Source organism: Aeromicrobium sp. Root344, assembly GCF_001425755.1.
Lineage (GTDB): Bacteria > Actinomycetota > Actinomycetes > Propionibacteriales > Nocardioidaceae > Aeromicrobium.
Map to the genome: position 1 here is coordinate 2072885 of NZ_LMDH01000001.1, position 11682 is coordinate 2084566.

Below are 11682 nucleotides of genomic sequence, written 5' to 3' on the forward strand. Positions count from 1 at the left end.
ATGCCCTCCCGGAGACGAATCGTCGCCACGGCCCGGTCGTTGATCGTTCACAAACACTTCATTTGAGCAAAGGTTGCGTTTGCGTTATGGTTTTTCGGTGGCAATCTCACCGGACGATCTCTATGTCGCGCTCGAGGACTTCGTCATGCGGTTGATGACGCTGGCCGAGTCCGACGGCATGGACGCGATGGTCGAGCTCGACCTGTCGTTCTCGCAGGCACGGATGTTGTTCCTGCTCGCGCACCAGGGCGAGCCCATGCCGATCCACGCGATCGCCACCAAGCTGGGCCTCTCGGACGCGGCCACCGGCCGCAACGTCGAGCAGCTGCTCAAGCTCGAGGTCGTCGAACGACGCGAGAGCCCTGCCGATCGGCGGGTCAAGCTCGTCTCGCTCACCCCGGTCGGCGAGAAGCTCAGCACGCAACACATCGACTGCAAGCGAGAGTCGATCAAGGCCTTCACGGCGGACCTGCCCGAAGACCAGCGCGACAACCTGCATCGCGCGATCAGTGACATCCTCGCCGGCGACACCCTGCGTCGGCAGACCGACTAGGAGATATTCGTATGACTTCCCCAACGGGACAGATCGACGACAGCGACAAGATCACCCCCGCGCTGCTCAAGATCGCGGGAGTGGTGGTGCTCGGCGCCATCATGTCGATCCTCGACGTCACGGTCGTCAACGTCGCGCTGCCGACGTTCCAGACCGAGCTGTCGGGCAGCGACGAGCCCCTGGCCTACTCGACCGTGGCCTGGACCGCGACGGCCTACATGCTCGCCCTCGCGGCGGTCATCCCGCTGACGGGCTGGGCTGCTGACCGGTTCGGCACCAAGCGCCTCTACATGACCGCCATCGCGTTGTTCACGATGGGCTCGCTGCTGTGCGCGACGGCGTGGAACATCGAGGCACTCATCGGCTTCCGTGTCCTCCAGGGCCTCGGCGGCGGCATGCTGATGCCGCTCGGCATGACGATCATGACCAAGGCTGCGGGCCCGCACCGCATGGGTCGACTCATGGCGATCCTCGGCATCCCGATGCTGCTCGGCCCGATCATGGGCCCGATCCTCGGTGGCGTGCTGATCGACGCGGCCTCGTGGCACTGGGTCTTCCTGATCAACCTGCCGATCGGCCTCGTCGGCCTGGTCTACGCGTGGCGTGTCCTGCCCAAGGACGCTCCTGAGCCGAGCGAGGCGCTCGACGTCGTCGGCATGATCCTGCTGTCCCCGGGCCTGGCGTCGCTCCTCTACGGCGTGTCGTCGATCCCCGAGCAGGGCACCGTCGCGGCGACCAAGGTGCTGGTGCCCGCGGTCATCGGCGTGCTCCTGATCGCGTCGTTCGTGTTCTGGTCGTTCAAGCCCAAGCACCCGCTGCTCGACCTGCGGCTGTTCAAGGACCGCAACCTCACGGTGTCGATCATCACGATGTTCCTGTTCGCCGGCGCGTTCTTCGGCGCGCTGCTGCTGGTGCCGACCTACTTCCAGCAGGTCGACGGCTACTCGGTCAAGAAGGCCGGTCTGCTCGTGGCCGCACAGGGCATCGGCGCCATGATCACGATGCCCGTCGCGGGTGCGCTCACCGACAAGATGCCGGTCGGCCGCATCGTGCCGTTCGGTTTCCTGGGCATCCTGATCGGCATGTTCGGGCTCACGCAGAGCACCGATGTGGGTACGTCCGACTGGACCATCATGGGATGGCTGTTCATCACGGGACTCGGCATGGGCGCCACGATGATGCCGCTGTTCACCTCGGCGCTCAAGACCCTCAAGGCCGCAGACGTGGCCCGTGGGTCGACGCTGCTCAACGTGACGCAGCAGGTCGCGAGCGCGACCGGCATCGCGACGATCTCGGTCGTGCTGACCAACGCCATGAAGAGCGGCGACATCCTCGCCGGCTCCGAGAAGCTCCCGGGCGTCGACGGCGGACTGACCGCTGCTCAGCTGGCGTCGAGCTCGCACACCGAGCGAGGGGCGAAGCTGAAGGACCTGCTGGACGTCTCGGACGCCACGCTGCAGAAGGGGTTCCACGACCTGGCCGACGCGTTCCAGTCGTCCTACTGGGTGGCCTTCGCCGTGCTCCTCGCGACGCTGGTCCCGGTCTACTTCCTCCCGCGCAAGCGTGAGGTCGTGCACCTGCTCGACGAGGAGGAAGGCGCAGCGCCGGTCATCATGCACTGATCGACGCGCGTCCCGACGAACGGCCTCACCGGCACCCGGTGGGGCCGTTCGTCATTCCCGGTGCACCTTGTGGGCCGCCGCCTGGGCGATCGGCTTGAGCACCATGAGGTCGACGTTGACGTGCTGCGGCCGGGTGGCGACCCACACGATCGCGTCGGCGATGTCCTCGGCGACGAGCGGCTCGCGCACGCCGGCGTAGATCGCGTCGGCCCTGGCCTGGTCGCCGCCGAACCGGTTGAGCGAGAACTCGTCGGTGCGCACCATGCCCGGCGCGATCTCGGTGACGCGTACGGGCTGGCCGTTGAGCTCGAGCCGCAGCGTCTCCGTCATGGCCGTCACGCCGTGCTTCGCCGCGGTGTAGCCGCCACCGCCCTCGTACGTGATGTGGCCCGCGGTCGAGCCGAGGTTGATCAGCGTGCCGGCGCCGCTGGCGACGAGTGCGGGGAGCAGCGCGCGGGTCACGAGCAACGTGCCGATGACGTTGACCTCGTACATGTGCCGCCAGTCCTCGGGGTTGCTGACGGACACGTGGTCGGTGCCGACGGCCCCGCCAGCGTTGTTGAGCAGCAGGTCGAGTGACGGACCGACGGCGTCGGCGAGGGCAAGGACCTGCGCCTCGTCAGTGACGTCGCACGTGACCGCCGTGCCGCCGATCTCGGCGGCGAGCGCTTCGATGCGCTCGGTGCGGCGGGCGACGCAGAAGACGTGGAATCCGGCCTGGGCGAGGGCTCGAGCGGTGGCAGCGCCGATGCCGCTGCTGGCCCCGGTGACGACGGCGTTGGGCATGGCGTCATCGTGCCAGACGGCCACGGGACCGCGGGCTGGGCACCGGGTGAGACGATGGAGCCGAAAGGCGGCTGATCGATGCTCAAGCGGATCGCGATGCTCTCGGCGCACACGTCGCCGCTCGAGCAGCCCGGCGACGGCGACGCCGGTGGCATGAACGTGTACGTGCTCGAGCTCTCGCGCCAGCTCGCGTCGCGGGGCATCGAGGTCGAGATCTTCACCCGAGCCACCTCCCGCCACCAGCCGCAGCTCGTGCACGCCGAGCCCGGCATCCTCGTGCACCACGTCCCCGCCGGGCCGTTCGAGGGACTGCAGAAGAACGACCTGCCGTCGCAGCTGTGCTCGTTCGTGCGCGACGTCCTGCGGGCCGAGGTCGAGCGCGAGCCCGGGCACTTCGACCTCGTGCACTCGCACTACTGGCTGTCGGGGCAGGTCGGGACGGTCGCCCGCGAGAGGTGGAACGTCCCCCTGGTGCACACGATGCACACGATGGCCAAGGTCAAGAACGCGATGCTTGCTGACGGCGACGACGCCGAGCCGATCGGCCGCATCTACGGCGAGGAGGAGATCGTCCGCCTCGCCGACCGGCTCATCGCCAACACGATGGAGGAGCGACGTGAGCTGATCGAGCTCTACGACGCGGAGCCGGAGCACGTGGCCGTGGTGCACCCCGGAGTCGACCTCGAGGTCTTCCGCGCGGGACGCCAGGCCGAGGCGCGATCGCACCTCGGCATCCCCGCCGACGCTGCGTTGCTGCTGTTCGCCGGCCGCATCCAGCCGCTGAAGGCACCCGACGTCGTCATCGAGGCCGCGGCACGCTTGCTGCACGACGACCCGGCGCTGCGCGAGCGGCTCGTCGTCGCGATCGTCGGCGGCGCGTCCGGCTCGGGCCTCGACCGGCCCACGGCGCTGACCGACCTCGCCGCCCGGCTGGGCGTCCAGGACGTCGTGCGGTTCATCCCGACGGTGGCTCAGTCCGAGCTCGCCGACTGGTACGCCGCAGCCTCCGTGGTCTGCGTGCCGTCGCACAACGAGTCGTTCGGGCTCGTCGCGATCGAGGCGCAGGCGTGCGGCACGCCTGTCGTGGCAGCGCGTGTGGGTGGGTTGTCGACCGCCGTGTCGGACGGCGTCTCCGGCGTGCTGGTCGACGGGCACGACCCCCGTGACTACGCGGCGGCGCTGCACCCACTGCTGACCGATCCCGAGCTGCGCGACGCGATGAGCGACAAGGCCGTGCGCCACGCGGAGAGCTTCGGGTGGGACGTGACCGCCGACCGTACGCTCAAGGTGTACGACGAGGCCATCGAGTGGCACCGCACGCACGTGGAGAAGAACGCATGACTGAGACACGCGAGACCATCGTGGAGGCGCTCGCGGCGGCCGAGCTGGAGTTCACCGAGCACCGGCCCGGCGTCTTCGAGATCACCCTGCCGGGGGAACGCAAGCTGCAGACGACGTGCCGCCTCGAGATCGGCAAGCACGCCCTCGGCGTCCACGCGTTCGTCTGCCGCAACCCCGACGAGAACCACGAGACCGTCTACCGCTGGCTGCTGGAGCGCAACCTCAAGATGTTCGGCGTCGCGTTCGCGGTCGACTCGGCCGGCGACATCTACCTCGACGGCCGGCTGCCGCTGCATGCCGTCACCGCCGACGAGGTCGACCGCCTGCTCGGTGCCGTCCTGACGTACGCCGACGAGTCGTTCAACACGATCCTGGAGCTGGGCTTCGCGTCGTCGATCCGCAAGGAGTGGGAGTGGCGCGAGTCGCGGGGCGAGTCGACCCGCAACCTCGACGCGTTCAAGCACCTCAGGCCGTCGAGCTGATCACCGCGTCGATCCAGGCGCCCAACGCCGCGGCGCACAGCTCCGGCCGTTCGTGGTGCGGGTTGTGGCCGGCACCGTCCGCGACGAGATAGGTCGCACGCGGGTAGGACGGAGCGATCGCGAGAGCATCGGTGAACCCGACGACCGGGTCCTGACGGCCGAGGATGAACGTCACCGGTCGCTCGTACGTCGTGAACCGCGACTCGGGCAGGACCGAGAACTCGTACGCGGCCGTGATGCGTGCGATGGCCTCGGCATCGCCGAGTCGGGTGTCGGGCGCGACCTCCTCGAGGTAGAGCTCCCAGTGCTGCTGTGTCTGGCGGAACGTGAACTCGGCGAAGTCGCGCCGGTCGTCCTCGGTGCCGCCGTCGAGCCGCTCGACGTCGATCGGGACAAGAGCCGGGACGTCGCGCCGGGCGTGGTCGGCGATGATCAGCGGCGCGATGAGGGCCAGGCCGACCACCCGCGACGGGTCGCGCCCGGTCAGCGCGCGGGCGATGCCGCCGCCGAACGAGTTGCCGACCACGGCGTACGGCTTGCCGTCGAGCACGTCGTCGAGGAACGACGCGACCCGGTCGACGACGTCGTCGGAGGACGAGATTCCCTCACCGCTGCTCAGCCCGTGGCCCGGCAGGTCGAGGTGGAGTCGTCGGAGGCCGGGTCGCTCGGCGAGGACCGACTCCGTGAACCTGCTGATCAGGCGGCGATCGCCCATGAGTCCGTGCAGCATGACGACCGGCAGGCCGTCGCCGCGCTCGGTCCAGTCGATCCCGGTGGTTTCGTGACGAGGCATGTGTCGAACCTAGACGGGCTGATCCACGCTTTCGGGATCGCGTAGCGTGGCGGTCGTGAAGGTCTTGGTCTTCGCCGACATCACGGACCCGTGGTCCTACATCGGTGCCACACGATTCGAGCGCGCTGCGGCGATGTTCTCGATCCTGACCGGCGAGCCCGTCGAGCTGACCTATCGGGCGTTCCAGCTCGATCCGGACGCACCCAACGACGGCCGGCTCCTGATGGACGTCAACGCCGACGAGCTCGGCGGCGCCGACAAGGCTGAGTTCATCAACGTCCAGGTCACCGCCGCCGCCAAGATCACCGGCATCGACCTCAACTTCGACGAGGCCGTCCGCGCCAACTCGTTCGATGCCTGGCGGTTGCTGACCTGGGCCGACGAGGCCGGCCCCGGGTTCCAGCGCGACCTGTTGCACCAGCTGTGGCGGGCGCACTTCCTCGAGGGTGCCGACATCGGCGACCCGTTCGCGCTCGCCACCCGGGCTGCGCTGGTCGGCCTGGAGCTCGAGACCGCCGAGGCGCTGCTGGCCAGCACCGAGTACGCCGACGAGGTCCGCACGCAGGTCGAGACCGGTGAGGCGATCGGCGTGACCCAGCTGCCGTACATCGTGATCGAGCAGCAGTGGACGCTGTCGGGCATCCACTCGCAGAACGACTACGTGCAGGCGCTCCACCAGATCTACGGCGAGTGGAAGGCTGCTGAAGGTCCCGACGCGTGACCCAATAAGCTCGTGGCCATGAGCACCCTGATCCTCCTGCGCCACGGTCACAGCGAGTGGAACGCCAAGAACCTGTTCACCGGCTGGGTCGACGTCGACCTCAACGAGCAGGGCCTCGCGGAGGCCTCGCGCGGCGCCGAGCTGCTGGCCGACGCCGGCATCGCGCCCGACGTCCTGCACACGTCGCTGCTGCGTCGCGCGATCCGCACCGCCGAGATCGTGCTGAACGGCATTGACCGTCACTGGATCCCCGTACGCCGGTCGTGGCGCCTCAACGAGCGTCACTACGGCGCCCTGCAGGGCAAGGACAAGAAGGAGACGCTCGAGGAGTTCGGCGAGGAGCAGTTCATGCTGTGGCGCCGCTCGTACGACGTCCCGCCGCCGGCGATCGAGGACGACTCGGAGTTCAGCCAGACCTCTGACGCGCGCTACGCCGGGTTGCCCGACGAGCTGCTGCCGCGCACCGAGGCGCTCGCCAACGTCATCGACCGGCTGCTGCCCTACTGGTACGACTCGATCGTCCCCGACCTGCTGGCCGACCGCGTCGTCCTCGTGACGGCGCACGGCAACTCGCTGCGGGCGCTCGTCAAGCACCTCGACGGGCTCAGCGAGGAAGCCGTCGTCGGCCTCAACATCCCGACCGGCATCCCGCTCGTCTACGAGCTCGACGAGGACCTCAAGCCGACGGTCAAGGGCGGCGTCTACCTCGATCCCGACGCTGCAGCCGACGCGATTGCAGCAGTCGCCAACCAGGGTCGCTGAACCGAGGCCGCTCGCGGCGCGACCAGCTGGGACTCAGGTCTCGTACTTGTAGCCCAGGCCGCGGACGGTCGTCAGGGTGATGGGGTTGGCCGGGTCCTTCTCGATCTTGGCGCGCAGCCGCTTCACGTGGACGTCGAGGGTCTTGGTGTCGCCCACGTAGTCGGCGCCCCACACCCGGTCGATCAGCTGCCCGCGGGTCAGCACGCGGCCGGGGTTGCGGAGGAAGTACTCCAGCAGCTCGAACTCCTTGAGCGGGAACTTCGTCTCCAGGCCGTCGATCGTCACGAGGTGCCGGTCGACGTCCATGCGTACGCGGCCCTGCTCGAGCGACGCGTTGTCGTCGACCTCGTCGGTGAACCCACGGCGCAGCACGGCGCGGATGCGGGCGACGAGCTCTCGGGGGGAGTAGGGCTTGGTGACGTAGTCGTCGGCGCCGAGCTCGAGCCCCACGACCTTGTCGACCTCGGTGTCCTTGGCGCTCACCATGATGATCGGGACCGACGAGATCTGCCGCAGCGCCCGGCACACCTCGGTGCCGGACAGCCCGGGCAGCATCAGGTCGAGCAGCACGATGTCCGCCCCGCCGCGATCGAACTCGGTCAGCGCGTCGGGCCCGGTCTCGGCGATCGCGACCTCGAACCCTTCCTTGCGCAGGACGTAGGACAGCGCCTCGCTGTAGCTCGTCTCGTCCTCGACGACCAGTACCTTGGTCACGCGTTCTCCTCATCGATGTCATGGCTGTGTGCCGGCAGCACCAGCGTGAAGGACGACCCGAGTCCGGGCTCGCTCCACACCTCGACCGAGCCGCCGTTGCTCGCGGCGACGTGCTTGACGATCGACAGGCCGAGGCCCGTGCCGCCGGTGGTGCGGGCGCGCGCCGGGTCGACGCGATAGAACCGCTCGAAGATCCGGTCGAGCTCCTCGCCGGGGATGCCGATGCCGTTGTCGGCAACCGTCAGGCGTACGTCCTCGCCGTCGAGCTGCGCGGTCACGGTGACTCGCGAGCCGTCGGGGCTGTAGGTCACGGCGTTCTCGACCAGGTTGCTGACCGCGGCGTGCAGCTGGGCGCGGTCGCCGTGGACGTAGAGGTCGGGCTCGACCGCGGTGGCGATCTCGATGCCCTTGTGCTCGGCGTCGGTCGCGGAGTGCTCGGTCGCCTCGGAGACGAGCTCGCCGATCTTGATCGTGGTGGCGTCGTCGCTCAGCATGTCGTTCTGCAGGCGGGACAGGTCGATGATCTGCTGCACCAGGCGGGTCAGGCGCTCGCTCTCGAGGTGCATGCGGCTGGAGAAACGGACGACGGCCTCGGGATCGTCCTTGGCCTCACCCACCGCCTCGGCCAGCAGGTTGAGCGCGCCGACCGGCGTCTTGAGCTCGTGGCTGACGTTGGCGACGAAGTCGCGGCGGATCGACTCGACCCGCTGCTCGCGTGTGCGGTCGTCAGCCAGCACCAGGATCAGCCTCGAGGTCAGCGGCGCGACCCGGGCATGCACGTACGACGTGGTGCCGCGGCGCGGCTGCAACGAGAAGTCGGCCTCGCGGACCTGGCCGTCGCGGCGGACCTGCCGGACGAGCGTCATGAGCTCCTCGGGCTCGAGCCGGTCGTCGTGCACGATGCCCATCGCGAACGCCGGTGCCGACGCCTTGACGACGGTGTCGGAGGAGTCGATCAGCACAGCGGAGGAGGAGATCACCGAGAGCACCTGGTCGGCGCCCGGCGGCACGAGCGGAGTCGGCTCGGGCACAGCGGCCTCGCGGCGCTCGCTGAAGCGCCACAAGTAGGTGATCATCGCGCCGACGGCGGCGCCGATCGCCCCCGCGATCAACAATCCTGCACTGGTGTCCACAGGATTGATCGTAGAGGGCATTTCCGCCCCGACCGGCACTCTGACCCCTGCAGCGACAGGCCTTTCGGTTGCTGTTCACATCGCGTTCACCGGAGGTCGCCGTCCGTTCATCCGGCCTGCCTACGGTCAGTCACATGCGCGATCAGTATTACGAACAGCTCGATGCCATCGTCGACGACCTGGTGAACCTGACCGGGACCGTACGCCGTGCCGTGGCCGACGCGACCAAGGCCCTGCTCGAGGCAGACGCCCAGATCGCGGAGTCCGTCATCGCCGGCGACAAGGACATCGACGAGGCGACCGAGATCATCGAGGAGCGCGCACTGCTGCTGCTCGCGACGCAGCAGCCGGTCGCCACCGACCTTCGGCAGCTCGTCGCGACGTTGCGGATGCTGACGGACCTCCAGCGGATGGGCGACCTGTCGGTGCACGTGGCCAAGGTGGCCCGGCGCCGGATGCCCGACTCCGCGGTGCCCGAGCACCTGCACCCCACGATCACCGCGATGGCGGCGGTCGCCGACTCGATGATCGACTCGGCCTCGCGCATCGTCGCGGACCGCAACGTCGACGCGGCCGGCCAGCTCGAGAACGAGGACGACGAGATGGACCGGCTCCGCAAGGACCTGCTCCGCTCGCTGCTCGGCGACTCCTGGACGTACGGCGTCGAGCCGGCCGTCGACCTGGCGCTGCTGGGCCGCTACTACGAGCGCATCGGCGACCACGCCGTCTCGATGGCGCGCCGCGTCGTCTACCTCGTCACCGGCCAGCTGAGCTGAGCCCCGATCGTAGAAGGCCCCCGCCATGTCGGCGGGGGCCTTCTACGTGTGCGCGAACTACTCGGTGTCGGAGGACTCGGTGTCGGTGGGGGTCGGCGTGGGCTTCGGGGCAGGAGCCGTGGCGACCGAGTCGTACTCGGCGGTGCGGGCCACGACCGGCGCCTCGATCGTGACGGGCGCCGCGTTGTCGAACGTGAGGGTCAGTCGCACGTAGCGACCGGGCTCGGCACCCTTGGTGATCCAGAAGCCGCTCGGTGAGGCCACGGCGCCGACGATCGTGCCGACGTCGGGCAGGAGCTTCACGGTCTCCTCGGCGCCGGTGACCGGGAGCTCGTCGCCGCCGAGCGTCGTCGCGGAGACGGAGTCGAGGCTCTGCTCGGTCTTGGTGTTGTTGACGATCGACGCCGAGAGCGTGGCGGACCCGTCGTCGTTGGCGACGAGCTGGGTGTTCATGACGTCGAGCTCGCCGCGATGGTCCGCACCGACGGCCGCTTGGTAGACCTTGCTGGTCTGGGCGTTGAAGCTGGTGCCGCACGCGCCGAGGGTCAGAAGGGCCGTCGTGGCGAGGGCGGTGGCCGCGAGGCGGCGACGTCGTACGGTGCTCACGCGATCACTGCTTTCAGTCCGTCGTTGGTGCGTCGAAGAGTCGCCACGATCGTATCGGAGGCCGCTTCGAACTCTCCCTTTGACCTGCTGCGATGTCATCTGGTATGGGCGGGATGGCCTGAAACGACAGGGATCGAGATCCGTGACGCATGTTAGACTGGTCACCTAGGAAAGGTGTTTTCTCTATGACGTTTGTTGTCGGCGAAACCGTTGTCTATCCCAATCACGGCGCTGCAGTCATCGAGGACATCGAGACCCGGACGATCAAGGGCGAGGAGCGTGAATACCTCGTGCTGCGCATCGTCTCGCAGAACGACCTGGTCGTTCGCGTCCCCGCGTGCAACCTTGATCTCGTCGGAGTCCGCGACGTCGTCGACGAAGCAGGGCTCGAGCGGGTTTTCGGAGTCCTCCGTGCCGAGCACGTGGAGGAGCCGACCAACTGGTCGCGGCGCTACAAGGCCAACCTCGAGAAGCTGCACTCGGGTGACGTGCTGAAGGTCGCCGAGGTCGTCCGCGACCTGTGGCGCCGGGATCACGAGCGCGGCCTGTCGGCCGGCGAGAAGCGGATGCTGGCCAAGGCGCGCCAGATCCTGGTCTCCGAGCTCGCGCTCGCCGAGAAGACCAACGAGGACAAGGCCGAGACGCGTCTCGACGAGGTCCTCGCGTCCTGATCTGACCCACGCACGAAGCCCCCGACTCCTCGAGTCGGGGGCTTCGTCGTGTCCGGGCTGTGTGGGCGGTGAGTTAGGTCGAACGTGGCTGGTCCGGGTTCGACCAGGGTCACCGCTCCCGGGCTTCGGCGGTGAGTTGGGTCGAACGTGGCTGGTCCTGGTTCGACCAGGGTCACCGCTTCGGAAGGCTCCCGGGTCAGAGGGGGACGACGAGGGCGGTGGCGATCGCGGCGATGCCTTCGCCGCGTCCGGTGAGCCCGAGGCCGTCGGTCGTCGTCGCGGAGACGCTGACGGGGCCGCCGATGGCATCGCCCAGCACGCGCTGCGCCTGGACGCGGCGGGGCCCGATCGTCGGCCGGTTGCCGATGACCTGCACCGACACGTTGCCGACCCGCCAGCCGTGATCGCGCAGGCGCTGCTCGACATCGGTGAGGAAGTCGACCCCTGACGCGGCGGCCCACTCGGGCTCGCCGGTGCCGAAGATGCTGCCGATGTCGCCGAGCCCGGCTGCACCCAGCGTGGCATCGACGATCGCGTGGGAGACACAGTCGCCGTCGGAGTGCCCCTCGAGGCCATGGTCCTCGTCGGGCCACAGCAAGCCGGCAAGCCACATCGGGCGACCGGGCACGAGTCGATGGACGTCGGTGCCGATGCCGATGCGCGCAGATGTCACAGGTCGATCATGCCGTACGTCCGGCGGCATGGGGATCCGCGCGGGACCA

Annotated in this window: 14 protein-coding genes; 8 read left to right on the plus strand and 6 right to left on the minus strand. The window is 68.7% G+C overall.

Annotation, left to right across the window (positions count from 1 at the left end):
* Positions 1-97: 97 nt before the first annotated feature.
* A complete protein-coding gene (locus tag ASC61_RS10170) occupies positions 98-553 on the plus strand; it encodes a MarR family winged helix-turn-helix transcriptional regulator (RefSeq protein WP_200935429.1) in 456 nt (151 codons plus the stop codon).
* Between the two features lie 11 nt (positions 554-564).
* Positions 565-2175 (plus strand): DHA2 family efflux MFS transporter permease subunit, encoded by a 1611-nt coding sequence (locus tag ASC61_RS10175; RefSeq protein WP_056211531.1) that lies wholly within the window; start codon positions 565-567, stop codon positions 2173-2175.
* A gap of 51 nt (positions 2176-2226) precedes the next feature.
* On the opposite strand, the gene ASC61_RS10180 is transcribed toward ASC61_RS10175, so the two are convergent.
* Positions 2227-2961: an SDR family NAD(P)-dependent oxidoreductase gene (locus ASC61_RS10180; RefSeq protein WP_056215540.1), complete on the minus strand. Its 735-nt coding sequence runs from the start codon at positions 2959-2961 to the stop codon at positions 2227-2229.
* A gap of 78 nt (positions 2962-3039) precedes the next feature.
* Here ASC61_RS10180 and mshA point away from each other — a divergent pair, with 78 nt between their 5' ends.
* On the plus strand, positions 3040-4302 hold the full coding sequence (gene mshA, locus ASC61_RS10185; RefSeq protein ID WP_056211533.1) for a D-inositol-3-phosphate glycosyltransferase: 1263 nt from the start codon (positions 3040-3042) through the stop codon (positions 4300-4302).
* Complete coding sequence (locus ASC61_RS10190; RefSeq protein ID WP_056211535.1) at positions 4299-4784, plus strand: YbjN domain-containing protein; 486 nt, start codon at positions 4299-4301, stop codon at positions 4782-4784. Before mshA ends, ASC61_RS10190 begins: the two co-directional genes overlap by 4 nt.
* On the opposite strand, the gene ASC61_RS10195 is transcribed toward ASC61_RS10190, so the two are convergent.
* The gene (locus tag ASC61_RS10195) at positions 4768-5577 is read right to left on the minus strand and encodes an alpha/beta fold hydrolase (protein WP_056211537.1); all 810 of its coding nucleotides are present in this window, start codon (positions 5575-5577) and stop codon (positions 4768-4770) included. The genes ASC61_RS10190 and ASC61_RS10195 overlap by 17 nt on opposite strands.
* A 55-nt stretch (positions 5578-5632) precedes the next feature.
* On the opposite strand from ASC61_RS10195, the gene ASC61_RS10200 reads away from it, so the two are divergent.
* Positions 5633-6298 (plus strand): DsbA family oxidoreductase, encoded by a 666-nt coding sequence (locus ASC61_RS10200; protein ID WP_162243664.1) that lies wholly within the window; start codon positions 5633-5635, stop codon positions 6296-6298.
* Between the two features lie 18 nt (positions 6299-6316).
* Positions 6317-7060: a phosphoglyceromutase gene (locus ASC61_RS10205; RefSeq protein ID WP_056211541.1), complete on the plus strand. Its 744-nt coding sequence runs from the start codon at positions 6317-6319 to the stop codon at positions 7058-7060.
* A 33-nt stretch (positions 7061-7093) separates the two neighbouring features.
* On the opposite strand, the gene ASC61_RS10210 is transcribed toward ASC61_RS10205, so the two are convergent.
* Positions 7094-7774 (minus strand): response regulator transcription factor, encoded by a 681-nt coding sequence (locus ASC61_RS10210; RefSeq protein ID WP_056211544.1) that lies wholly within the window; start codon positions 7772-7774, stop codon positions 7094-7096.
* Positions 7771-8907, minus strand: coding sequence for a sensor histidine kinase (locus ASC61_RS10215; RefSeq protein ID WP_056211546.1), 1137 nt, complete (start codon positions 8905-8907; stop codon positions 7771-7773). The genes ASC61_RS10210 and ASC61_RS10215 overlap by 4 nt, the downstream gene beginning before the upstream one ends.
* Before the next feature lie 134 nt (positions 8908-9041).
* Here ASC61_RS10215 and phoU point away from each other — a divergent pair, with 134 nt between their 5' ends.
* On the plus strand, positions 9042-9683 hold the full coding sequence (phoU, locus tag ASC61_RS10220; protein ID WP_056211548.1) for a phosphate signaling complex protein PhoU: 642 nt from the start codon (positions 9042-9044) through the stop codon (positions 9681-9683).
* Positions 9684-9740: 57 nt separating this feature from the next.
* On the opposite strand, the gene ASC61_RS10225 is transcribed toward phoU, so the two are convergent.
* A complete protein-coding gene (locus tag ASC61_RS10225) occupies positions 9741-10289 on the minus strand; it encodes a hypothetical protein (RefSeq protein ID WP_056211549.1) in 549 nt (182 codons plus the stop codon).
* A gap of 185 nt (positions 10290-10474) precedes the next feature.
* Between ASC61_RS10225 and ASC61_RS10230 the strand changes: the two genes are divergently transcribed.
* Entirely contained in the window at positions 10475-10960 is a 486-nt protein-coding gene (locus ASC61_RS10230) for a CarD family transcriptional regulator (protein ID WP_056211551.1), read from the plus strand.
* Positions 10961-11156: 196 nt separating this feature from the next.
* On the opposite strand, the gene ispF is transcribed toward ASC61_RS10230, so the two are convergent.
* Positions 11157-11663 (minus strand): 2-C-methyl-D-erythritol 2,4-cyclodiphosphate synthase, encoded by a 507-nt coding sequence (ispF, locus tag ASC61_RS10235; RefSeq protein ID WP_056211553.1) that lies wholly within the window; start codon positions 11661-11663, stop codon positions 11157-11159.
* Between the last annotated feature and the right edge of the window lie 19 nt (positions 11664-11682).